At 63.5% G+C, this 23,812-nt stretch carries 21 protein-coding genes; 16 read left to right on the top strand and 5 right to left on the bottom strand.

The genetic code is table 11. The features are described from left to right. From VMA74_RS18665 to VMA74_RS18615, 11 genes are all read left to right on the top strand, one after another. The coding region (locus tag VMA74_RS18665; protein ID WP_325369710.1) for an ABC transporter permease at nt 1–1,113 on the top strand (1,113 nt) is incomplete at its 5' end. 27 nt (nt 1,114–1,140) lie between these two features. Further along, entirely contained in the window at nt 1,141–2,436 is a 1,296-nt protein-coding gene (locus VMA74_RS18660; RefSeq protein WP_325369708.1) for an ABC transporter permease, read from the top strand. An 8-nt stretch (nt 2,437–2,444) separates the two neighbouring features. Beyond that, nucleotides 2,445–3,653, top strand: a complete 1,209-nt coding sequence (locus VMA74_RS18655) for an ABC transporter permease (protein WP_325369706.1) — start codon at nt 2,445–2,447, stop codon at nt 3,651–3,653. Nucleotides 3,654–3,661: 8 nt separating this feature from the next. Next, complete coding sequence (locus tag VMA74_RS18650; protein WP_325369704.1) at nt 3,662–4,966, top strand: ABC transporter permease; 1,305 nt, start codon at nt 3,662–3,664, stop codon at nt 4,964–4,966. A gap of 1 nt (nt 4,967) precedes the next feature. Further along, a complete protein-coding gene (locus tag VMA74_RS18645) occupies nt 4,968–6,203 on the top strand; it encodes an ABC transporter permease (RefSeq protein ID WP_325369702.1) in 1,236 nt (411 codons plus the stop codon). Nucleotides 6,204–6,324: 121 nt separating this feature from the next. Beyond that, on the top strand, nt 6,325–7,104 hold the full coding sequence (locus tag VMA74_RS18640) for a L,D-transpeptidase family protein (protein WP_325369700.1): 780 nt from the start codon (nt 6,325–6,327) through the stop codon (nt 7,102–7,104). A 100-nt stretch (nt 7,105–7,204) separates the two neighbouring features. Then, nucleotides 7,205–8,548 (top strand): sigma-54 dependent transcriptional regulator, encoded by a 1,344-nt coding sequence (locus VMA74_RS18635; RefSeq protein ID WP_325369699.1) that lies wholly within the window; start codon nt 7,205–7,207, stop codon nt 8,546–8,548. 129 nt (nt 8,549–8,677) lie between these two features. Next, nucleotides 8,678–10,051, top strand: a complete 1,374-nt coding sequence (locus VMA74_RS18630) for a sensor histidine kinase (protein WP_325369697.1) — start codon at nt 8,678–8,680, stop codon at nt 10,049–10,051. 153 nt (nt 10,052–10,204) lie between these two features. Continuing rightward, nucleotides 10,205–11,164 (top strand): SPFH domain-containing protein, encoded by a 960-nt coding sequence (locus VMA74_RS18625; protein ID WP_325369695.1) that lies wholly within the window; start codon nt 10,205–10,207, stop codon nt 11,162–11,164. A 14-nt stretch (nt 11,165–11,178) separates the two neighbouring features. After that, on the top strand, nt 11,179–11,619 hold the full coding sequence (locus VMA74_RS18620) for an NfeD family protein (RefSeq protein WP_325369693.1): 441 nt from the start codon (nt 11,179–11,181) through the stop codon (nt 11,617–11,619). A 117-nt stretch (nt 11,620–11,736) separates the two neighbouring features. Beyond that, a complete protein-coding gene (locus VMA74_RS18615; protein WP_325369691.1) occupies nt 11,737–13,023 on the top strand; it encodes a threonine/serine ThrE exporter family protein in 1,287 nt (428 codons plus the stop codon). Nucleotides 13,024–13,187: 164 nt separating this feature from the next. Here VMA74_RS18615 and VMA74_RS18610 read toward each other — a convergent pair whose 3' ends face one another. The 3 genes from VMA74_RS18610 to VMA74_RS18600 form a co-directional block, all read right to left on the bottom strand. After that, nucleotides 13,188–13,517 (bottom strand): H-NS histone family protein, encoded by a 330-nt coding sequence (locus VMA74_RS18610; protein WP_325369689.1) that lies wholly within the window; start codon nt 13,515–13,517, stop codon nt 13,188–13,190. A gap of 224 nt (nt 13,518–13,741) precedes the next feature. After that, on the bottom strand, nt 13,742–15,442 hold the full coding sequence (locus VMA74_RS18605) for a proline--tRNA ligase (RefSeq protein WP_325369688.1): 1,701 nt from the start codon (nt 15,440–15,442) through the stop codon (nt 13,742–13,744). A gap of 151 nt (nt 15,443–15,593) precedes the next feature. After that, the gene (locus tag VMA74_RS18600; protein ID WP_325369685.1) at nt 15,594–16,034 is read right to left on the bottom strand and encodes a DUF4124 domain-containing protein; all 441 of its coding nucleotides are present in this window, start codon (nt 16,032–16,034) and stop codon (nt 15,594–15,596) included. A gap of 245 nt (nt 16,035–16,279) precedes the next feature. Here VMA74_RS18600 and pssA point away from each other — a divergent pair, with 245 nt between their 5' ends. Genes pssA through rimI form a run of 3 tightly spaced genes read left to right on the top strand, consistent with a single transcriptional unit; the run spans nt 16,280 to nt 18,002 of the window. After that, nucleotides 16,280–17,056, top strand: a complete 777-nt coding sequence (pssA, locus tag VMA74_RS18595; protein WP_325369684.1) for a CDP-diacylglycerol--serine O-phosphatidyltransferase — start codon at nt 16,280–16,282, stop codon at nt 17,054–17,056. After that, complete coding sequence (locus VMA74_RS18590) at nt 17,053–17,532, top strand: hypothetical protein (protein WP_325369682.1); 480 nt, start codon at nt 17,053–17,055, stop codon at nt 17,530–17,532. Before pssA ends, VMA74_RS18590 begins: the two co-directional genes overlap by 4 nt. Further along, complete coding sequence (rimI, locus tag VMA74_RS18585) at nt 17,532–18,002, top strand: ribosomal protein S18-alanine N-acetyltransferase (protein ID WP_325369680.1); 471 nt, start codon at nt 17,532–17,534, stop codon at nt 18,000–18,002. Before VMA74_RS18590 ends, rimI begins: the two co-directional genes overlap by 1 nt. Nucleotides 18,003–18,040: 38 nt before the next feature. Here rimI and VMA74_RS18580 read toward each other — a convergent pair whose 3' ends face one another. After that, a complete protein-coding gene (locus tag VMA74_RS18580) occupies nt 18,041–20,887 on the bottom strand; it encodes a valine--tRNA ligase (RefSeq protein ID WP_325369678.1) in 2,847 nt (948 codons plus the stop codon). 96 nt (nt 20,888–20,983) lie between these two features. Here VMA74_RS18580 and tsaB point away from each other — a divergent pair, with 96 nt between their 5' ends. Beyond that, the gene (tsaB, locus tag VMA74_RS18575) at nt 20,984–21,688 is read left to right on the top strand and encodes a tRNA (adenosine(37)-N6)-threonylcarbamoyltransferase complex dimerization subunit type 1 TsaB (RefSeq protein ID WP_325369676.1); all 705 of its coding nucleotides are present in this window, start codon (nt 20,984–20,986) and stop codon (nt 21,686–21,688) included. 78 nt (nt 21,689–21,766) lie between these two features. On the opposite strand, the gene VMA74_RS18570 is transcribed toward tsaB, so the two are convergent. Beyond that, nucleotides 21,767–22,801 (bottom strand): YeiH family protein, encoded by a 1,035-nt coding sequence (locus VMA74_RS18570; protein WP_325369674.1) that lies wholly within the window; start codon nt 22,799–22,801, stop codon nt 21,767–21,769. 91 nt (nt 22,802–22,892) lie between these two features. On the opposite strand from VMA74_RS18570, the gene VMA74_RS18565 reads away from it, so the two are divergent. Next, a complete protein-coding gene (locus VMA74_RS18565) occupies nt 22,893–23,774 on the top strand; it encodes a LysR family transcriptional regulator (RefSeq protein WP_325369672.1) in 882 nt (293 codons plus the stop codon). Nucleotides 23,775–23,812 lie beyond the last annotated feature (38 nt).

The raw sequence follows: 23,812 nt of genomic DNA, 5'->3' as shown, positions 1-23,812 counted from the left end.
CCCACCGGCATGGATGAAAACAACCTCTTCATGATCACCCAGCAATGGGTGGGCGCGCCGAGCGGCGACGATCCGGCCAGCATCCAGAAACTCGATGCCATGTTGAACGAGGACATCCAAGCCCTGCGCGTGCTGCCCGATGTTGAATCGGTCACCCCGATCAACACCTTGCCGTTGTATCCGTCAAGCTGGAACGGCTCCGTCTCGTTGAAGCCGGGCGCAGAACTTGGTGCCGGCAATACGCGGACGACCTATTATTTCGGCGACGAAAACATGATGAAGACATTGGGTCTGCGTCTGGTTGCCGGCCGCAACTTCACGGCGTCGGACGTGACCAACAAAGGGTTCCGCGATCCCAGCGAAGCGAGCATGGTGATCATCACCAAGGCGCTTGCCGACAAGTTGTTTCCAAAGGGCGATGCGGTCGGCAAGGTGGCTTATCTGGATGGCGCCACCACGCCCAGCACGGTTGTCGGCGAGGTCGAGCGCCTGCAGGTGCCGTCCGTAAGCAGTTGGGCCAGCAGTTTCGTATGGAACTCGACGATCGAACCGGTTCGCCTGAATTCCAATTTCTCGCGCTATGCGGTGCGCACCAAGCCGGGGCGGCTGAATGCCGTGATGCGGGCGGTGCCATCCAGGTTATACGGTGTCAATCCGATGCGCGTGCTCAATGACGACAGCGTCAAGTCGTTCAAGGACATTCGCGCCGAAGCCTATCGCGCGGATATCGGCATGGCTGCGCTGATGGGCGTGATCTGCGTGATCCTGCTGGCCGTCACGGCTGCCGGCATCGTCGGGCTCACCAGTTTCTGGGTGGGTCAGCGCCACCGCCAGATCGGCGTACGTCGCGCGCTTGGTGCGCGGAAGATCGACATCCTGCATTACTTCCAGCTCGAAAACATGTTGATCGCCGGCGGCGGCGCGCTGGTTGGCATCGCGCTGGCGATTGGCCTGAACCGCATGCTGATGAGCAAGTTCGAAATGGACAGCATGCCGGTCTACTACGTGCTGGCCGGGTTGGCGGTAGTGGTGTTGCTGGGGCAGATCGCGGTGTTCGTACCGGCACTGCGCGCCTCGAATGTGCCGCCGGTCGCAGCGACGCGCTCGGCGTGATGTGAACCGGGCGAAGGGAGCATAGTGATGCTGGGCTATTACCTCGATCTGGCGCTGCGCAGCTTCAGGCGCAACAAGGTGCTCACGGCATTGATGGTGCTGACCCTCGCGCTGGGGATCGGGGCATCGATGACGACCTTGACCGTGCTTAGGTTGCTATCCGGCGATCCGCTGCCGCACAAGAGCGCGCAACTGTTTTACGTGCAGGTCGATCCGTATCCCAAGGATCGACCGTTTTCCCGCAGCGGCAAACTGCCCTGGCTGACGAGCTACCTCGATGCCATGAACCTGCTGCATGCGCATCGGGCCGAGCGCCAGGCTGCGATGGCGATGACCCGGGTCAAGCTGACTGCCCCGCAACAGCACCCCTTCTTCAGCGATGGCGTGATGACCACGTCTGATTTTTTCAGCATGTTCGAGGCGCCGTTTCAATACGGCGGCGGGTGGAGTGCCGTGGATGGCGAAAGCCGTGCCAAGGTAGTGGTGATCGCCGATTTCCTCAACGACCAGCTGTTCGGCGGCGCCAACAGCGTCGGCCGCAGCTTGCGCATCAACGACCAGGATTTCCGCATCGTCGGGGTGCTGCGGCATTGGGCGCCGCAGCCGCGTTTCTATTCGCTGTATCTGGGCGGCCCCAATTACGGCAAGGGCGAAGCGGTGTTCCTGCCGTTGCAGTCGGCAAGAGCGGCGGGCATGGAGCCGATCAACCTCATGTCTTTCGCCGGCGGCGACAAACAGACACTGGAAAACGCGCCGAGCATCTGGTTGGGCCTGTGGGTGCAATTGCCGGATGCGGCGGCGGTTTCCGCCTATCAATCGTTTCTCGCCGGCTATGCCCGGCAGCAGATTGCGCTGGGGCGTTTTCAGCGCTCCGACACGGGCTTGTCCGGCCTGATGCAATGGCTCGATAGCCAGCAGGTGGTGCCCGGCAACGTGCGCATGCAGACCGGACTGGCGTTCAGCTTTTTGCTGATCTGCATGGTCAACACGGTGGGGCTGCTGTTGGCCAAATGCCTGCGCCGCGCGAACGAGATCGGTGTGCGGCGAGCCCTGGGTGCTTCGCGTGCGGCGATCTTTGCGCAATTCATGGCGGAAGCCGGCTTGATCGGTCTGGTCGGTGGCGCGCTGGGCTTGGTGTTTGCGCTGTTCGGCCTGTGGTGCATCCGCCAGCAACCGGCCGAGTACGCCAGCCTGGTGTATCTGGATGGACAAATGTTCGTGTGTACGTTCGCCGTGGCGCTGATCGCCAGCCTGGTCGCCGGCATGCTGCCGGCATGGCGCGCCTGCGCGGTGACGCCTGCCCCGCAACTGAAATCGGCCTGAGGATAACCATGGAAATCCGCCCGATCCTCGCCACGCTGCCCAGGCATCGCATTCCCGCCTTGCTCATCGTGCTGGAAATCGCGCTGGCGTGCGCCGTGTTGTGCAACGCGGTATTCATGGTGGCCCAATGCGTGGTCGATGGCCGCGCGCCCAACGCCATCGATGAGCAAGGTATCTCGGTGATCCATATCGGCGGCCTGGATGGCCGGCTGGCTTCCGATAGCGTGTCCCGTGACCTGGCTGCTCTGCGTACGCTACCTGGCGTAAAAGCCGCCGCTGCCATCAGCGATGTGCCGCTGGGACCGGATGCCGCGTTCAACGGATTTACCAGCCAGCCTGACGCGCAGCCTACGGTCAACAGCTCGGTCTATCTCGTCGGCAAAGGCGCCGAGCGGGCCCTCGGGCTGCGGCTATTGCAAGGGCGCTACTTCACCGACGAGGAATACGCCCAGGGCGAACTGCTGCCCAGCCATCAATCGGCCAGCCACGTCGTACTGGTCAACCAGAGCGATGCCACGCGCTGGTGGCCGGGGCAAAGCGCATTGGGGCGGCATATCTACAGCGACGGCAATGCCTGGACGGTGATCGGCGTAGTCGCCGACGTGATCGCGCAAGACCCGCATTTCAGCGGCGCGTCCGGCAAATATTCCAGCGTGTTCTTTCCGCAGCGCCCCAGCGCCGACTTGAACAACTACATTTTGCGCAGCGACCCGATGGCGCGCGAGCGCGTTTTGCAGCAAGCCATGCAAGCGGTGGGCAAGCTGGAGCCGGGCGCGGTGCTGGAAGGAAAAACCTTTGCCGGCGTGCGCGCGGAGTATTTTGCCGGCAGCCGCAACCTGGCCTGGATGCTGGTGCTGGTGTGCGTGGTGATGCTGGCGGTGACGGCGCTGGGCGTCGTCGGCCTGACCAGTTTCTGGGTGGGACAGCGCCGCAAGCAGATCGGCATACGCCGTGCGGTCGGCGCTTCATACCGGCAGATCCTGGCGTACTTCCAGACCGAGAACTTTCTGCTGAGCTCGGCAGGGGTGTTGCTTGGCGTGGTGCTGGCTTGCGCCATCAACATCTATCTGATGCGCCACTACGAAGTGAACCGCATGCCTTGGTATTACCTGGGCGGCGGCGCAGCGGCGCTGTGGCTGCTTGGCCAGCTGGCCGTGCTCGGGCCGGCCTTGCGCGCCGCTTCCGTGCCACCGGTCGAAGCGACGCGAACCGTATAGGAGGGGATATGTTCGGCTATTACCTGGATTTGGCAGTACGAAGTCTCCGGCGCAATAAAGCGTTGACCGGCTTGATGGTGCTCGCCATTGCGATGGGTATCGGCGCCAGCATGACCACGCTGACGGTGTTGCACGTGCTGTCCGGCGATCCGTTGCCGGGACGCAGTGCATCGCTGTATTACCCGCAGCTCGATCCACGTGACATGCAGGCGTATACGCCGGACGTCGAGCCGCCTGGCCAGCTGACGTGGATCGACGGCATGTATCTGCTGCATGCGAAACGTGGAACGCGCCAGGCCCTGATGACCGGAGGCATGGTGCCGTTGCAGCCGGCGCAATCGAGTATCGACCCGTTTCATGCCAATGCGCGCTACACCACTGCCGACTTCTTCCCGATGTTCGGCGTACCGTTCCAGTACGGCACGGCGTGGGGTGATGAGGAAGATCAAGCCAGCGCGCGCGTGGTGGTGATCAGCGCCGAACTGAACGACAAGCTGTTCGGCGGCAAGAACAGCGTAGGCAAGACCTTGCGCCTGCAGAAAGCCGATTTCCGCATCATCGGCGTGCTGGGCGACTGGCGGCCCAATCCGCACTTCTATGATTTGTACATGGGTGCCTACGCCGATTACGAGCAGGTCTATGTGCCGCTGTCGACGTCGCGTGCATTGCATATGGAACACGACGGTTCCACCGATTGCTGGGGCGATGGCGGTGGCGACCAGGTGCATCTGGAGATCCAGCCTTGCACGTGGCTGCAGTTCTGGGTGGAGCTGGATTCCCCGGCCAGCGTCGCGGCCTACAAAGATTTTCTGGAACATTATTCAGCCGACCAACACGCCGCCGGGCGCTTTGTGCGGCCGCCCAATGTGCGCTTGCGCAGCCTGATGCAATGGCTGGATTACAACCACGTGGTGCCGAGCGATACGCGCCTGCAGGCGTGGCTGGCGCTGGGCTTTCTGGTAGTGTGCCTGGTCAATACGGTGGGCCTGATGCTGGCCAAGTTCATGCGTCGTGCCGGTGAGCTTGGTGTACGCCGCGCCTTGGGCGCTTCGCGGCGCACGCTGTTCGGGCAGTTGCTGCTGGAGTCGGGTGTCATCGGTTTCGTTGGCGGCATGCTGGGCCTGCTGCTGGCCCTGCTGGGGTTGTGGCTGGTTCGCCAGCAGCCTTCGGACTACGCCAAGCTCGCGCACATGGATTCGTCGATGTTGCTGGCGACCTTTGTCATCTCGGTGGCGGCAAGCACGCTGGCAGGACTGTTGCCTGCCTGGCGCGCATGCCGCGTTGCTCCCGCACTGCAATTGAAGGCGCAATGACATGGATATTCGACCGATACTATTCACCCTGCGCCGGCACAAGCTCACCTGCTTCCTGCTGATCCTGCAAATTGCGTTCACCTGCGCGATCGTCTGCAACACGATCTTCCTGATTGGTCAGCGCCTGGACCGCATGCGCACACCCAGCGGCGTCGCCGAGCGCGAACTGGTGTACGTCCAGATGGCCTATATCGGCGATCGTCCGGATGCCAATGCGCGCGCCGCGGAGGATGTGGCCGCGTTGCAGTCGATTGCGGGTGTGAAAGCGGCGACGCTGATCAACGAGCTACCCTTCGATGATGGATCGGACAACATGGACGTGCGCACCGATCCCGCGCAACGCATGCCCTCGCTCAGCGCGACGCAATACTTCGGCGAAAACCTGGTGCAGACGCTGGGCTTGCGGATCGTGGAGGGGCGCGATTTGCGGCCCGAGGAATACATGGATCTTTCTGATGCGTTTACCCTGCTGGCGAACAAGCAGTACGACAAACTGCCGAATACCACGCTGGTCACGCGTGCCATGGCGGACCGTCTGTGGCCCGGGCAGGATCCGCTCGGCAAGCGGTTCTATGTGGGGCAGGGCATACCTTTTACGGTCGTCGGCGTGATGGCCGATCTGATTCGCCCAGGCCATGACCGTCTGGGTCTTGGCGCGCAATACAGCACCCTTTGGCCGGTGCGCGTGTCGCTGACCGAAGGCGCGTCGTTCATCATCCGCTGCGCACCGCAGGACCGGGACCGGGTGTTGCGTGCCGCAGTGGACAAGCTCAAGGCGTTGGATCCCAACCGCATCGTGCTCGGAAAGGGCACGATCGAACAGCACCGGCGCGATTTCTTCCAGAACGACCGCGCCATGGCAGGCATGCTCCTCGGCATCTGCTTGGCACTGCTGATCGTTACGGCGCTGGGCATCGTCGGCCTTGCCAGTTTCTGGGTGGCGCAACGCAATCGAAGCATCGGTGTGCGTCGTGCGCTGGGGGCCACGCGCGGCAACATCCTGCACTACTTCCAGACCGAGAATTTCCTGCTCACCAGCATGGGCATTGCATTGGGCATGGTGCTGGCCTATGGCATCAACCTGTTCCTGATCGTGCACTACGAATTGCCGCGCATGCCGGTGGTTTATTTTCCGGTAGGCGCGATTTTGCTGTGGTGCCTCGGGCAGGCGGCGGTACTCGGGCCGGCCCTGCGCGCTGCGGCAGTGCCGCCAGTGGTGGCCACGCGATCCGTATGAGCGATCTGATGTACCTGCGCCCGTTGCCGTGGCAACCTCTGTGCAGGTAGCGGCGCCATGCTCGCATGGGTCGTCGTTGCATGCGGGCCGTACTGGTGACTTCTTTCGGGGCAAATAGCTGATGAGCAAAAGGCTTCGTTTTTCCTTGTTGGGGCTCTGCGCGGCCGGCCTGTTTGCTTCTCTCGCCGCGCGGGCGCATGACGCGCTGGACAATGCACGTCAGATGGTGGTTGTCACCACCGCCGACTGGAACAGCGTGAGCGGTACGTTGCAGCGATTTGAGCGCGGCACGCCTCGCGCCAAGTGGAAAGCGGTGGGGCAGCCGTTTGCGATCGTGGTCGGCAAGACCGGTCTGGCGTGGGGTGATGGCTTGGTCGGCAACCAACGGCTGGGTGCCGATGCGGGCGATCCGATCAAGCGGGAAGGGGATGGCAAGGCGCCGGCGGGCGTGTTTTCGCTGGGTACGGCGTTCGGCTACGAACCGCAGTTGCTGGCCGGTTCGCGCATGTCGTACGTGCGGCTTACGCCATCGGTCGAGTGCGTGGACGATGCGAAGTCGCAGTACTACAACCGCATCGTCGATCGTCAGCACATCAAACAGCCGGACTGGAGCAGTTCCGAGCACATGTTGCGGGATGACGAGCTTTATCACTGGGGCGTATATGTCGACCACAACACGCATCCGGCCAGGCCCGGCGGCGGTTCGTGCATTTTCCTGCATATCTGGCGTGGGCCGGGCCAGGGCACGGTGGGATGTACGGCCATGCCCAGGCAGGATGTCGAGCAGTTGATCGAGTGGTTCGACCCGGCGAAGTCGCCACTGCTGGTGCAGATGCCACTGACCCAGTACGAAAGCGCGCGCAAGCATCTGGGAGCAGGCAAGCTGCCGGCCATCCACTGACCATGGAGCACCGTTTCGCTAGTTTTGATGTACGTAGCCCATTGGGCATGGCAACCTTTTGGGCTGGAGCGGCATCCATGCCTGCATGTGTAGACGACGAATGCGTACCGTACTGATCATCGATGACAATCCGGCCGTGGGCGAGGCGCTCTCGTTGCTGCTTTCGCTGCACGACGTGCGGCCCCTGGTGGCGTTGACGCCCGAGGACGGCCTGGCCACGCTGGCGCGCCAGTCCGTGGACGTGGTGATCCAGGACATGAATTTCACTGCCGACACCACCTCCGGCGAGGAGGGCGTGGAATTGTTCCGCGCTATCCGCCAGCGCCATGCGGATTTGCCGCTGATCCTGCTCACCGCGTGGACGCATCTGGAAACCGCGGTGGAACTGGTGAAGGCCGGCGCCGCTGACTACCTGGCCAAGCCCTGGGACGATGCCAAGCTGCTGGCCACGGTGGAAAACCTGCTGGAGCTGTCGGAGTCCACGCGCGAGGTGAACCGAACGCGCATGGAGCGCCGCAAGCGCCGCGAGGACCTGCAGCGCCGCTACAACCTCGACGGCCTGGTGTTCGCTTCCGAAGCGATGGCGCGCACGATCGACCTGGCTTGCCAGGTGGCGCGCTCGGAGGTGCCGGTGTTGATCACCGGCCCCAACGGTTCCGGCAAGGAGCGGATCGCGGCCATCGTGCATGCCAACTCATCGGTGAAGAACGGCCCCTTCGTGGCGGTGAACTGCGGCGCCTTGCCGGGCGAGCTGATCGAAGCGGAACTGTTCGGTGCCGAGGCGGGGGCTTATACCGGCGCCAACAAGGCGCGCGAAGGGCGCTTCGAGCTGGCCGATGGCGGCACGCTGTTCCTCGACGAAATCGGCAACCTGCCGCTGCCGGGCCAGGTGAAGCTGCTGCGCGTGCTGGAAACCGGGCAGTTCGAGCGGCTTGGTTCCGGCCGCACGCGCAAGGTGAAGGTGCGCGTGCTGAGCGCCACCAATGCGGATCTGAAAAGCATGATCCGCGCCGGTACCTTCCGCGAGGATCTTTATTACCGCCTCAACGTGATCGACGTGAACCTGCCGCCGCTGGCCGAACGTATCGATGACATCCTGCCGCTCGCCGAGCATTTCCTGGCCGGCCGTGCGCAACTCAACGAGGCCGCGCGCGAGGCGCTGCTCACCTATGCATGGCCGGGCAATGTGCGCGAGCTGAAAAACGCGATCGAGCGTGCGGCCTTGCTCACCGGCAGCGGCCCGATTACGCCGGAGCTGCTCAACTTGCCGCAGCATGCCGGGGCCGTAGCGGTGCGCAATCTGGACGAACCCAGCCGCGAAGTGGTGGAAGCAGCCTTGCAGAAAGCCGATGGCGTGGTAAGTCGTGCAGCGCAGACCTTGGGCTTGTCGCGGCAGGCGTTGTATCGGCGCATGGAACGGTATGGGTTGATGACGCAGGCGTGAGTCGCAAGCTCGCGCGCGCGACATCGTAGCTTCTGGCAGTGGCACATGCAGGCAGCAACGTGTAGAACAAGCGCACTTCATGCTGAGACCGTCCATGCCTTCACCCAGTCGTCAAGCCAGGATCATCCCATGCGCCTGAGATCGCTGGAAACCCGCCTTGCCCTGTTGCTGGCGCTTGCGGCGTTGATGGGTGCGCTGGTCTATATCGGCGTGATGCAGTGGCCCCTGCCGGCCATCCTGGGGTGGTTGCATAACGAGCTCACGCACTCGGTCAGGGCGCCGAACCGCACCGAAGCGATCATCATCTGCGTGGCGATCCTGGCGCCGCTGTCGTGGTGGTTCGCGCATATCGTGATGGAACCGGTGAAGCGTTTGCTGCGTGCGCTGGAAGGTGCGGTGGCGAGTTACCGCGACGGCGACTTCAGTATTTCCATTGCGCTCAATCGGCGCGATGAGCTGGGCGATCTGGTGCGGGTGCATAACGAATTGGGGCAAACGCTGCGCGAGCAGCGGCAGAACCTGGCGCAGCGCGAGCTGCTGCTGGATACCGTGGTGCAGAACACGCCGGTGGCGCTGGTGCTGACTGACGCCAATGGCCGCGTCGCTTACGCCAACATCGCAGCGCGGCATCTGTTCAACGAAGGCCGCAGCCTCAATGGCCTGCATTTCGCCCAACTGATTGCCAACATGCCCGCGGCGCTGCGCAAGGCGACCGAGGGTTCGGAAGACGCACTATTCAGCGTGGAAATGGATGGCAGCGAAGAAACCTTTCATCTCTCGCAGCGTGCGTTCCGCTTGCAGGGTCGACCGCATCGCCTGCAATTGTTCCGCCGCATGACGCGTGAACTGTCGCGACAGGAAGTGGCGGCATGGAAGCGCGTGATCCGCGTGGTCAGCCATGAGTTGAACAACTCGTTGGCACCGATTTCCTCGCTGGCGCATTCCGGCGCCGAACTGGCACGGCGCGGGGACGTGCAGCGATTGCCGGGTGTGTTCGCCACCATCGGCGAGCGCGCGCGCCACCTGCACGGATTTATCGACGGCTACGCGCGCTTCGCCAAGCTGCCTGCGCCGCGTCTGGTGGCAGTGGCATGGAAGCCGTTCCTGGATGCGCTGTCGCTGCATTGCAGCTTTCAACTGACCGGCTCCGTACCATCGCAACCGGGCTGGTTCGATCCGGTACAGATCGAACAGGTGTTGATCAACCTGGTGAAGAATGCGCACGAATCAGGCAGTGCACCGGAAGGCGTGACCTTGTTGCTCAGCATGGTCGGCCACGAGTTGCGCATCGAAGTCGGCGACCGCGGCCCCGGCATGAGTGAAGCGGTGCTGGCGCAGGCGCTGCTGCCGTTCTATTCCACCAAGCGCTCGGGCACCGGCCTGGGCTTGGCGCTGGCGCGCGAGATCAGCGAGGCGCATGGCGGCCGGATTGCGCTGGCCAATCGCGAGGACGGTGGCTTGCGCGTGACCTTGTTGCTGCCGCAGCCCACGGCAGCGGCGTGAGCTTGATCTGTAGGCTGGGATGAAATCCCAGCATCGCCATGCCAATTAAAGCTGGGATTGCATCCCAGCTTACGAAAGCCGCGCACGCGAGCGAGTGCCATTCTGTCAAGGGTCCTGGCCTATACTGCTTCAGGTCAACAAGGAGTAGATGCCATGGGCAGTATCGTTTTTGCATTGGTGGTCGTGGTGGTGGCGATCATCGTGCTCGCCAAGCTGGTGCGTATCGTGCCGCAGGGCTACGAATGGACGGTGGAGCGTTTCGGCCGATACACGCGCACGCTGACGCCGGGCCTGCATTTCCTGATTCCCTTCATCTACGACATCGGCCGCAAGATCAACATGATGGAACAGGTGCTGGACGTGCCGAGCCAGGACGTGATCACCAAGGACAACGCCGTGGTGCGCGTGGACGGCGTGGTGTTCTACCAGGTGCTGGATGCGGCCAAGGCGGCATATGAAGTGGCCAACCTGGAGCAGGCCGCGCTGGCCTTGGTGATGACCAACATCCGCACCGTGCTCGGTTCGATGGACCTGGACGAATCGCTCAGCCAGCGCGATGCGATCAACGCGAAGCTGCTGACGGTGGTGGACGAAGCCACCCATCCGTGGGGCGTCAAGGTCAACCGCATCGAGATCAAGGACATTGCACCGCCGCGCGACCTGGTCGATTCGATGGCGCGCCAGATGAAAGCCGAACGCGAGAAGCGCGCCAACATCCTGGAGGCCGAAGGCTTCCGCCAGGCCGCGGTGTTGAAGGCCGATGGCGAAAAGCAATCGGCGATCCTGGCCGCAGAGGGCAAGAAGGAAGCTGCCTTCCGCGAGGCCGAAGCGCGCATCCGTCTGGCCGAGGCCGAAGCGCAGGCGACTAAGCTGGTATCCGAGGCGATCGCCAACGGCAACGTCAATGCATTGAACTACTTCGTCGCCAACAAGTACGTCGAGGCGTTGAAGGAAATGGCCAACTCGCCCAACCAGAAAATGCTGCTGTTGCCGATGGAGGCCACCGGTATTCTCGGCTCGCTGGCCGGCATCGCGGAGTTGGCGAAAGAATCGCTGGGGCAGCAACAGGAAAAACTAGCCGCAACGCGGCGCACACCGCCGTCGATGAGCTGAGCGAAGAGGCCGCCATGAGTGTCGCTGCGCATTATCTGTGGTGGATCGTCGCGCTGGTGCTGATCGCCATCGAGGTGATGATGCCCGGCTATTTCATGCTGTGGATCGGCATCGGCGCTGCCGCCACCGGCTTGCTGGTGCTGCTGATGCCCGGGCTGTCGATGGTGGTGCAGGCGATCATGTTTGCGGTGCTCGCTTTCGTTTCCTGCGCGGTCTACTGGTACGCCGTGCGGCCGGCCCTGCAGAAAGGCGAGCAGGACGATGGGCGGCTCAACCGGCGCGCGGAACAGTTGATCGGCGGACGTTATGTGTTGATCGAAGCCATCATCAACGGGCGCGGCAAGGCCAAGGTGGGCGATGGGCAGTGGCTGGTCAGCGGGCCGGACCTGCCGGCGGGTACCGCGGTGGAAGTTGTGGCGGTGGAAGGGGCGACGTTGAAGGTGAAGCCGGCCTGATGTGGTGCGCACCGCTGCTTTCGCGGGAGCGACGGGCATCGGGATGACGCGTGACGCCTGCCATCGAGGGCTGATGGCGACATACCCAAGCGACACGCTTACGGTAACAATGGTGCCATGCCCACATCCGCCATCCGATCGCCATTAGCGTCCTTCGCCACCACGGCGCTCAATACCCGTATCGCCTTCCTGGTGGAACTCGCCACCCGCCTGCACAAATACGGTGCCGCATCGCCGCGCCTGGAGATGGCGATCAGCGGCTCGGCACAGCGCATCGGCTTGCACGCGGATGTGTGGTCCAGCCCTACGGCCATCATCATTTCCTTTTCGGACCTGGGACACGGCGAAGAAGCGCGTCTGGCGCAGGTCACCCAGGTGATCCGCCTGTTGCCGGGTGACGTGAACCTGGACAAGCTGTGCCGCGCCGATGAAATCGCCGACCGGGTGATTGCCGGGGAACTGGATCTGCGTGAGGGCTTTCGCTTGTTGCGAGCGCTGGAGCTGCCGGATACGCCACGTCAGCAAGCGGGTGTGATCATCAGCTACGGCTTGTCCGCCGCTGCGATCGATGCGTTGTTCCTGCATAGCTCGTGGGTGGATCTTTGTGTCGCGGGTTTGGTGGGGCTGGTCATCGGCACGATTACCATCCTGGCGGGCACGCGTCCGCGCCTGCAGGTGGCCAGCGACGCGATCTGCGCCATGGTCGCCACCTTGATCACCATCGTCTTCAGCGCGTTCGTGGCGCCGCTGGCGATCAAGTCGGTGGTGCTGGCCGGCTTGATCGTACTGATGCCGGGCATGTCGTTGACTACCGCGGTGCGCGAGATTTCCAGCTTGCACCTGGTGGCGGGCATGGCGCGCATGGGCGGGGCGATGGCGACCTTGCTGAAGTTGACGTTCGGTACCGTGGCGGCGACGCAGATCTGCGCGGTGCTGGGCATCGAGCCGCGTGATTTCACGCTGCCGGCGTTGCCGGAGTGGATGGACTATCCGGCCCTGCTGGTCGGTGCGGTCGCCTTCGCCATGCTGTTCCGCGCTGCCTGGCGCGATTGGCCGGCGGTGATCGCGGCGGTGATCCTCGGTTACGTGGCTACGCGGCTAGGTGGCGCCTTGCCGATCCACTTGAATGGGGCGGCGTTTGGCGTCTTTCTTGGCGGGCTCCTGCTGAGCGCCTTGGCGAATCTGTATGCGCGTTATGCGGGGCGCCCCGGTGCGGTCATCCGCGAGCCGGGCATCTTGTTGCTGGTACCGGGGAGTGTGGGATTTCGCAGCGTTTCCTATTTGCTTGAGCGCAATGCATCCCTGGGCTTCGATTCCACCGTGCTGCTGGTGACGATTTTGATTTCGCTGGTGGCGGGGCTGATGTTTGGCGAGTTGCTGATCGCACCGCGGCGGTCGCTGTAAGGCATGCGGCAAGCTCACGTAGGTTGGGGTTCGACTTCGTCTCACCGCCAACGTGCCTGTCGCCATGGGGCGACGAATGAAGAAGGCCGTTTTGTTGCTCCTAATGCAAAACAAAAACGCCGGCCATAAAGCCGGCGTTCTCGCGCATTTGAAAACCGGGAAAATCAGATCGCCAGATCTTTTTCCTTCTTGCCGGCCTTGAGTGCGTCGTTGAACCAGCGCGGGCGCTTGCCGCGGCCGGACCAGGTTTGCTCCGGATCGGCCGGATTGCGGTATTTCGGCGCCACCGTGCCGGTGCCGCGACGCTTGCCGCGAGCGGCGCCTGCGCCGCCGAATACTTCTTCGAAGCTCACGCCTTCGGCCTTCAGCAAGGCAAGCACCTTTTCGCGTGCGCGCGTGACTTTTTCTTTCTCGAGTTCTTGCTGGCGCGCTTGCGCCTTCTGGATCAGGTCATTGAGCTGGTTCTGGTTGAGACTCTTGATATCAATGGCCATAAGGCGACTCCGGTAAAAAAAGAATGAGCAGGACAAACCGGGCTATTGAATTTGGAAGTAAATGCCCGGATGTATTTTTAATTCTCTCGCATTAAACGCGAAATTGTAAAGCGCATTTGTGTAGGAAAAATGATTTTCATGCCGCTAATGCAATGTTGTGCTGCATGAAAAAGGCCGCCCCAGGCGGCCTTGTGTTTAGCTCTCAGGCGGGGATTTCCGCCAGCCTATGCTGTCAATACGTCGAACAATTCGTCACGCGTCATGGCGCTGCTTTCGCTGGCGCTGCGGGCGCGATATTCCAGCGTGCCGGCTGCCAGGCCGCGTTCGCTTACCACGACACGATGCGGAATGCCGATCAGTTCCATGTCGGCGAACATGGCGCCTGGGCGCAGGCCGCGGTCGTCCCACACGGTGTCGATGCCGCGTGCAGTGAGTTCGTTGTAAAGCGATTCGGCGGCGGCGTTCACTTCCGGCGCGTTCTTGGGATTGATCACGCACACCGCGACGCGCCAGGGCGCCATCGGCTCGGGCCAGATGATACCGGCGTCGTCGTGGCTTTGCTCGATCGCTGCGGCGACGATGCGGCTGACACCGATGCCATAGCAACCCATCAGCATTACCTGTTTCTTGCCCTGGTCGTCGAGTACGGTGGCGTTCAGCGCTTCGGCGTATTTGCTGCCGAGCTGGAACACATGGCCCACCTCGATGCCGCGCGCGATCTGCAGGGTGCCGCGGCCGTCCGGCGAAGGATCGCCTGCGATCACCTGGCGCAGGTCTTCCACGCGCGTGATGTGCGCGTCGCGGTCCCAGTTGGCGCCGGTGTAGTGGGTGTCGTTGGCATTGCCGCCGCAGACGAAATCGGCCAGCACCGCGGCGCTGCGGTCGACGATGACCGGAACGTTGCCGGGCAGGCCGACCGGGCCGATAAAGCCGGGGCGTACGCCGACGGCGGCGAGGATTTCCTCGTCGGAGGCCAGTACCGATTCGCCGGGCAGTTCGGGCAGCTTGCTGGCCTTCACTTCGTTGATCTCGTGATCGCCGCGCAGGCACAGCGCGACCAGGCCATCTTTACCGCGTACCAGCACGGTTTTCAGTACGCGATCGGCGCTGATGCCGAAATGCCGCGTAACGTCTTCGACCGTGCGTACGCGTGGCGTATCCACGCGCTGCAGTGCGACTGTGGGAGCGGGGCGGCTGACGCCCGGCGCGATGGCTTCGGCCTTCTCGACGTTGGCGGCGTAGTCGGATCCATCGGAATAGGCGAGCAGATCCTCGCCCGAATCGGCCAGCACCTGGAATTCATGGCTGGCGTTGCCACCGATGGCGCCGGTATCCGCCTGCACGGCGCGGAACTTCAAGCCCAGGCGGCTGAAGATGCGCGCGTAAGCTTGGTACATCACGTCATAGGTTTCGGCCAGCGATTCCTGGGTGAGATGGAAGGAGTACGCATCCTTCATCAGGAATTCGCGCGCACGCATTATGCCGAAGCGCGGACGGATCTCGTCGCGGAACTTGGTCTGGATCTGGTAGAAGTTGATCGGCAACTGCTTGTAGCTCTTCAGCTCATTGCGCGCGAAATCGGTGACGACTTCCTCGTGCGTGGGCCCGTAGCAGAATTCCTGCTCCTTGCGGTCCTTGATCTTCAGCAGCTGACCGCCGAATTTCTGCCAGCGGCCGGTTTCCTCCCACAACTCGCGCGGCTGCACCGAGGGCATCAGCATTTCGATCGCGCCTGCACGGTTCATTTCCTCGCGCACGACGGCTTCCACTTTGCGCAACACGCGCAAGCCCAGCGGCGACCAGGTGTACAAGCCGGCGGCGAGCTTGCGGATCATGCCGGCGCGGATCATCAGCTGATGGCTGGCGATCTCGGCATCGGCAGGGACTTCCTTGACGGTGGCCAGGTGGAATTGGCTAAGGCGCATGGGTTGAGCGGTCCGGCGGGAAAAGCCGTGAGTATAGCGAGTGGGAAGGGGCGCCAATCGTAAATCGTGAACAGTTAGAGCGGCCCTGCGCTAGCCTGCGGCCCCCTCGCTCTTGCGATTTCCGATTGACGATTCCCGCTACCTGCGCGAGCTACTGATTCGCGCAATACTGGCTGTATTGCGATTGGCTGGCGTCGAGCTGCTGCTTGCGTTGATCCGCATTGAGCAATTGCTGCTTGCCGGCTGTCCCGGTCATGACCACCGGCCCGCTGCCCTGCAAGGTGGTGATATTCGCCTTCAGCGAACTGCACAGCTTGGCGCGGTTCTCGGGTGTATCGGCCATGTTGGTTTGTTGTGACGGGTTGTTGCTGCCTTGCGCAGCATCGTCACTGCTGCTTGCGGCCGCCGGGGTGCTGTCGGCGGCCGGCGCGGATGTGCCAGTACTCACGCTGACCTGGCTGTACTTGGTGCCGGTCGGCGGGGGTGTCTCCGAGTAGTGGACGGTGCCATGGGCGTCGGTCCACTTGTAGACCTGGGCGCAGGCCAGGGGCGCGACCAGCAGCAGCGCCAGGGCGATGGACAATCGACGCATGGGGAAACTCCAGAGCGGAAAGGGGGAAAACACGGCTAGTTAACAACCGGCGCGGTTGGGACTCAAGCGGGTGATGCCGCTGGCGTATCGGGAACGTGCGGGAGTCGTCAATTGGCGCAGCGGGAATCGTAACAGCGAGAGGCCGCACGCTTGCGGCAGGTCCCCTTTTGACGATTCCCGCTTGACGATGCCCGGGCGCGCCAGAGCGCCTGCTAAACTGCCCGCATCCCATCACGGATGGCTTCATGACCGAGACGACACCAGCCCGGGTACCGCGGCATCGCGGTATTTACCTGCTGCCGAACCTGTTCACCACCGGCGCCATGTTCGCCGGGTTCTATGCCATCGTCGTCAGCATCGGCGGGCGCTTCACCGACGCCGCCATTGCCGTGTTCGTGGCGGCCCTGCTGGACGGCATCGACGGTCGCGTGGCGCGCCTTACCCACACGCAGAGCGAATTCGGGGTGCAGTACGACTCGCTCTCGGATCTGGTGAGCTTCGGCCTGGCGCCTTCGCTGGTGATGTACAACTGGTCGCTCTCCAGCCTGAAAGAGTTCGGGCCATTGCCCGGCAAGATCGGCTGGGCGGCGGCGTTCATCTATGCCGTCTGTGCCGCGCTGCGCCTGGCGCGCTTCAACACCCAGGTGGGCGTGGCCGACAAGCGCTACTTCCAGGGCCTGCCTAGCCCGGCCGCGGCCGCGGTATGCATGTCGTTCGTGTGGAGCATGGACAGCTGGGGCTATAACGGCAGCGACCTCAACATGGTCATGCCGTTCATGGCGGTGATCGTGGGCTTGCTGATGGTGAGCCGTTTCCGCTATTACAGCTTCAAGTCCTTGCCGATGGGCGACAAGGTGCCGTTTCTGTGGATCCTGATTGCCGTGCTGATCCTGGTGCCGTTCTTCGTCGATCCGCCGCGCGTGCTGTTGGCGGTGTTCTCGTTGTTCCTGCTGTCCGGGCCGGTGGTGACGGTGTGGGGCCTGGCTACGCGTCGCAAGCGCGCGCGTCGTGGAGCGGCGTGAACGCTGCGGTTGCCAGCCCTGTGCATCGCGCCCGCGTGCTGCGTGCGCTGGGCGTGGTGGCTTGGCGGCGGCGCGCGGCTAGCGCGCCGGCAGCGGCAGCGGTCCCTTCGGTTGAACCGTCATCCTTGCCCGCCAAGGCCAGCGTGGTAGTGGTGCTGCCGCCTGGCTGCGCGGTGCGCGAGCTGGATCTGCTCGGCCGTGCCCTGTCGGCCTTCGGCGCACAGCTGGCGCGTGCGCCGCGCATCGAAGCCGCCGATGGCGATGCCATGCAGGTGCCGCACGTGCCTGCCTATCTGGTCTTCGGACAGGCCCAGGCCCATGCGCTCGGGCGTGCGCTGCCGGCGCAGGTGATGCGTGATGCGCACATCGTGCTGGCCGACACGCCGGCGGACATCCTCACGCAGGCCAGCGCCAAGCGGCGGCTGTGGCAGGCGCTGCGCAGCTTGCGCCGCGCACTGGTGGCCGAGGGGCGGTAATGGTTGCCGTCGCGCGCCCCTCGCTGGAGATGCGCGCCATGCGGCGGGAAGACCTGGCGCACGTCAGCGAGCTCGAACACGCCTCCTATGCTTTTCCCTGGAGCCAGGGCATCTTCGGCGACTGCCTCAAGGCGGGCCATCCTGCCTGGGTGCTGTGCCTGGACGGCCACATCATCGGCTACGGCATTCTCTCCATTGGCGCCGGCGAGGCGCATGTGCTGAACGTGTGCATTGCGCCCGACCAGCGCGGCCAGGGTTTCGGCCGCCACTTGATGAAACGCCTGCTCGATATCGCACGCTGGAACGGTGCAGAGCGCGTGTTTCTGGAAGTGCGGCCATCCAATCCGAATGCGCAGGCCTTGTATGCATCGCTGGGTTTCCACGAGATCGGGCGGCGCCCGCGGTATTACCCCGCGCACGGCGGACGCGAGGACGCGATCGTGATGGCGCTGGATTTCGATCTGCGCTGAGCAGGCAGGCTGGGATGAAATCCCAGCCTGCGTCAGCATCACCCCAGCTTGCGCATCTGCTCGCGCAGCGCACCGAGCTGTGTGCCCCAATCGGCGATGCGCTGACGCTCCTGCGCCACCACGTCCGCTGGCGCATTCGCCACGAAGTTGGCATTGCCCAGCTTGTTCTCGCACTTCTTGATCTCGGCTTCGATCTTGGCGATTTCCTTGCTTAAGCGCGTTTTTTCGGCGTCGAGATCGATCAAGCCGGCAAGTGGGATCATTACGCGCAGCGTGCCGACTACGGCGGCTGCGGCGGCGGGTTCGTCGTCACTGGCGGCAATCCACTGCGGCGCTTCCACGCGTGCCAGGAAGCTGATTTGCGCGGCGAACTTGGCAGCGCGTGCGCGATCGCTCGCATCGCCGTCGGCCAGCAGCAATGGAATGGTCTTGCCGGGTGCGATGTTCATTTCCGCACGAATGCGGCGGATGCCGCTCAGCACGTTCTTGAACCATTCGATCTCGGCGGTGGCCGCTTCGTCCGCGGCGATCGCATCGGCCTCCGGCCATGCCCGCAGGAAGATACTTTGCGCCTGGATGCCGAGCCTGGGCGCTACCGCTTGCCAGATTTCTTCGGTGATGAACGGAATGATCGGATGCAGCGCGCGCAGCACGGTTTCGAGCACGACCAGCAAGGTATGGCGTGTCGACGCCGCGGCCACGGCGTCGTCGCCATTCAAGGCCGGCTTGGACAGCTCCAGGAACCAGTCGCAATACTCGTTCCACACGAATTCGTACAGCGCGTGCGCCAACAGGTCGAAGCGGTAGGTGGTGAAGTGTTGCTCCACCTCCAGCAAGGTCTGCTTCAAGCGGGTAAGAATCCAGCGCTCCGCTTCCGTGACGGGCGTGCCGGCCGGCGCGGGCAGTTGGCCTTCCGGCAGATTCATCAGCACAAAGCGCGCCGCATTCCACAACTTGTTGCAGAACGCCTTGTAACCTTCCGCGCGCTTGACGTCGAAATTGATGGTGCGGCTGTAGGTAGCCAGCGCGGCGAAGGTGAAACGCAGCGCGTCGGTGCCGATGGCGGGAATGCCCTGCGGATAATCCTTGCGGATGCGCTTTTCCACTTTCTCGCGCACTTGCGGAATCAGCAGCGACTTGGTGGATTTTTCCACCAGCGGTTCCAGTTCGATGCCGTCGATCAGATCCAGCGGGTCCAGCGTGTTGCCCTTGGACTTGGACATCTTCTGACCTTCCGCATCGCGCACGATCGCGTTGATGTACACCTCGCGGAACGGCACCTGCTTGGTGAAGTACAGGGTCGCCATCACCATGCGCGCGACCCAGAAGAAGATGATGTCGAAGCCGGTGACCAGCACCGCGCTGGGCAGGAAAATCTTGTCGTGTTCCCAGTTGGCGACGACTTCGCCGCGCTCGTTCTTCACTGGGCCCTTGGATGGCCAGCCGAGCGTGGAGAACGGCCACAGCGCGGAGCTGAACCAGGTGTCGAGCACGTCGTCGTCCTGCTTGAGCGCGCCGATGGGCTCGACCGTTGCGTGCTTGCGTGCATCGGCTTCGTCTTCGCCGACGAAGATGTTGCCTGCTTCGTCGTACCACGCCGGAATGCGATGGCCCCACCACAGCTGGCGGCTGATGCACCAGTCCTGGATGTTTTCCAGCCATTGCGTGTAGGTGGTGGTCCAGTTCTCCGGCACGAACTTGATGGCGCCCGAACGCACCGCGTCGAGCGCGGGTTCGGTAATCGCCTTGCGGCCACCGGGGCGGCCGTCCTTGAGCGTGTCGCTGGTGAGATCGACGAACCATTGATCAGTGAGCATCGGTTCGATCACCGCGCCGGAACGATCGCCGACCGGCACCTGGTGTTTGTGCGAGACGATTTTTTCGAGATAGCCCTGCGCTTCCAGATCGGCAACGACGGCCTTGCGCGCGGCATAGCGATCCAGGCCGCGATACTTTTCGGGCGCGTTGTCGTTCATTTTTGCATCGAGCGTCATGATCACGATCATCTCGATGCCATGGCGCTTGGCGCAGGCATAGTCGTTGAAGTCGTGTGCGCCGGTGATCTTGACGCAACCCGACCCGAAGGCAGGGTCGACGAAGTCGTCGGCGATGACGGGAATACGCCGGTCGCAAAGCGGCAGGTCGACGTATTTGCCGACCAGGTGCTTGTAGCGTTCGTCATCCGGATGCACGGCGAGCGCGCCGTCCGCCAGCATGGTTTCCGGGCGCGTGGTGGCGATGTGCATGCCGCGCATCGCGCCGACGGGTCCGTCGCTGAACGGGTACAGGATGTGCCACATGTGCCCGTCGCGCTCTTCCATGTTCACCTCCAGGTCGGACACCGCCGTGCCCAACACCGGATCCCAATTCACCAGGCGATTGCCGCGATAAATCAAACCCGCGCGATACCACTCCACGAACACTTTGCGCACCGCGGCGGACAGGCCTTCGTCCATGGTGAAGCGCTCGCGTGACCAGTCGGCGGCCACGCCGAGGCGGCGCATCTGGTTGGTGATGGTGGAGCCGGATTCCTCCTTCCACTGCCACACGCGCTCCACAAACGGTTCACGGCCCAAGTCGTGGCGGGTCTTGTTTTCGGCGGCGAGCTGGTTCTCCACGATCTTCTGCGTGGCGATGCCGGCGTGGTCGGTGCCGACCTGCCACAGCGTGTTCATGCCGCGCATGCGCTGGTAGCGAATCAGCATGTCCATCACGGTCTGCTGGAACGCGTGGCCCATGTGCAGGGTGCCGGTGACGTTCGGCGGCGGCAGCAGGATGCAGTACGGCTCGCCCCGGCCGGACGTTCCCATCTTGAATTGGCCGCTCTGTTCCCAGCGGGCATACCACTTGGACTCGATCGGGCGGGGCTCGAAACTCTTTTCCATCAGGGACTCGCATTGGCGCGCCGCTAGGGCAAGCGCGTGAAGAGACATAGAAATCGCAATTGTACGGGGCGGCTGGCGGAATGCGAGAATGCCGCGATGAACCTGCTCGCGATTGAAACCGCCACCGAATCCTGCTCCGTCGCCCTGGTCCATGGCGAAACCGTGATCGCCCGCAGCGAGCTGGCGCCACGCCGGCACGCCGAGCGGGTGCTGCCGATGGCGGACGATCTGCTGGCCGAAGCGGGCATCGGCAAGCATGCGCTGGATGCCATTGCGGTAGGCCGCGGTCCGGGTGCATTCACCGGTGTGCGGCTGGCGGTGTCGTTGGCGCAGGGCATGGCGATGGCGCTGGACCGGCCGGTGGTGACGGTCTCCTCGCTAGCCGCGCTGGCGCTCGAGGCGCCAGAGGACGATGCAGCCATTCTGGCCGTGATCGATGCACGCATGGGCGAGATCTACGCCGCCTGCTATCGACGCGACGATGACGGCGGCGTGATCGCCCTGGATGAAGAGCGCGTGTGCATCGCCGAATCGCTGGTGCTGCCGCAGGCCGATGCGTGGAACGTAGTCGGCTCGGGCTGGGCGACGTATCGCGAGGCCTTGGTCGGCCGCTTGGGTAGCGAACCGCGCTCGGCGGATGGCACGAGCTACCCGCAAGCGCGTCATGTGGCGACGCTGGCCGTGCGTGCCTTCAAGGCCGGCCGTGCGGTGGCGCCGGAGCATGCGCTGCCGGTGTATTTGCGCGACAAAGTAGCGTTGACGTTGACGGAGCAGATGGGGAACGGGAATCGTAAATCGTAAATCGGGAATCGTTAAAAGCGGACCGTTCGCAAGCTGGCCGAAGCCCCGCTCCTAACGATTCACGATTGACGGCCCCACTCACAACTGCCCGATCACCAACTGCACCAGCAAGCTGCTGACTGAAACCGCGGCCCACACACCCAGCCCCAGCAGAATCGGCCGCACACCGGTCGATGCCATTTTGCGCAGATTCGCCGACAGCCCGATCGCCGTGAGCGCCACGATGATCATGAATTCCGCCGCCAGATGGATCGCCGGTTGGATCGCGGCTGGCACGAAGCCCCCCGTGCGCACCGCCGAGGCCACCAGAAACCACAGGATGAACCACGGAAAAATGCGGCTCAGTTTGAAGTCGCTGACCACGCCGGCATGCTTCGCCGCACGCTTTTCGCGCATCGCCACCAGCATGGCGAGTACCAGGCAGATCGGAATGATCAAGGTGGCGCGCGTCAGCTTCACGATGGTGGCGTAATCACCGGCCGTGGTGCTGTAGCTGTAACCGGCCGCCACCACCGAGGAGGTGTCGTTGATCGCCGTACCCGCCCACAAGCCGAAACCCAGATCGGAAAGATGCAGCGCATGTCCCAGCAGCGGGAACAGCAGCACCGCCACGATGTTGAACAGGAAGATGGTGGAGATTGCGAACGCGGTGTCGTGATCGTCCGGCTTGATGATCGGCGTCACCGCCGCAATCGCCGAGCCGCCGCAGATCGCCGTGCCCACGCCGATCAGGATCTTGAGTTTGTCGTGCACCTTCAGCAGGCGGCCAAGCAGCCACGCCGAGGCGAACGCCACGCTCATGGTCACCAGCGTGACGGACAGCGATGCCAGCCCGGTCTTGGCCACCTGGGTAAGGCTCAGCCCGAACCCCAGCGCGATGATCGACCACTGCAGGATTTGCTTGCTGGCGAACTGGATGCCGGGATTGAAGCTTTCCCCCGGCGCAAACAGGTTGCGCACGCCGATGCCGATCACGATGCCGAACACCGGACCGCCGATCAGCGGCAGCTCGCGGCCCAGCCACCACGCGACGAGGGCGATGGCGCAGGCAAGCAGCAGCCCGGATGAACGCAGGCGCAGGGCGGGGGAAGCAGGCAGGGAGACGGCGTTCATGGCGAATGGCCCACAGGGGATAGGGGCATTGTCCGATTCGTCATGTATTAGGAAAATTTGAAATATCTAATCAATCCTATAAGATACGCTGATGCTTAACGTCAGCCTGCGTCAGCTCGATGTATTCGTGCAGATCGCCTTGCTCGGCGGCGTGCGCGCCGCCGCCGAGCGCCTGCACCTCACCCAGCCCGCCGCCAGCATGGCGCTGGCGGAAATGGAGCGTCAGCTCGATGCCCCCGTCTTCGATCGCGAACGCGGCCGTCTGCGCCTCAATGCGCGCGGGCGCGAACTGCTGCCGCTGGCGCAGGAACTGCTGGAGCGCCACGCCGAATTCGGGCGCATTGCCGCCGGCAAAACGATGGCGCTGGCCGGCGAACTGCGCATCGGCGCCAGCAACACGGTCGGCAATTACCGGGTCGGCGAGCTGCTCGGCGATTTCGTGCGCGCGCATCCCCACGTCGCGATCCGCCTGCGCGTGGCCAATACGGACGACATTGCCGCCGCCGTGCTCGACCACAGCCTGGACGTCGGCTGCGTGGAAGGGCCGGCCACCCACCCTTTATTGGAAGCGCGGGCCTGGCGCGACGACGTGCTGCTGGTATGCGCGCCGGCCGATCATCCGTTGGCAAAAAAACGTGCGCTCAAGCCCGAGCATTTCGCCGGCGCCCGCTGGGTGCTGCGCGAACCCGGCTCCGCCACGCGCGTCACCACCGAGCGCGCGCTCGCGCAACTGCCGCCGGGCGAGACGGTGATGGAGCTGGATCAGATCGAAGCGATCAAGCAGGCCGTTACCGCCGGGCTTGGCATCGCCTGCCTGCCGCAGGTGGCGGTGACTGATGTGCTGGCGACGGGACGCCTGGTGGCGTTGAAAACGCCGTTCCTGGATTTGAGCCGGAAGCTTTCCATTCTTCTGCATCGCCAGAAATATCGCGGTGCGGCGCTGGAGGCGTTCCTGCATTCGGTGAAGCTTTGAGGTCCGAGCAATGTTGGGGTTCGCATACGCTCACCACC

This window comes from Dyella sp. (assembly GCF_035508675.1).
Classification (GTDB): Bacteria; Pseudomonadota; Gammaproteobacteria; order Xanthomonadales; family Rhodanobacteraceae; genus Dyella_B.
This window is presented reverse-complemented; position numbering and strand designations above follow the sequence as displayed.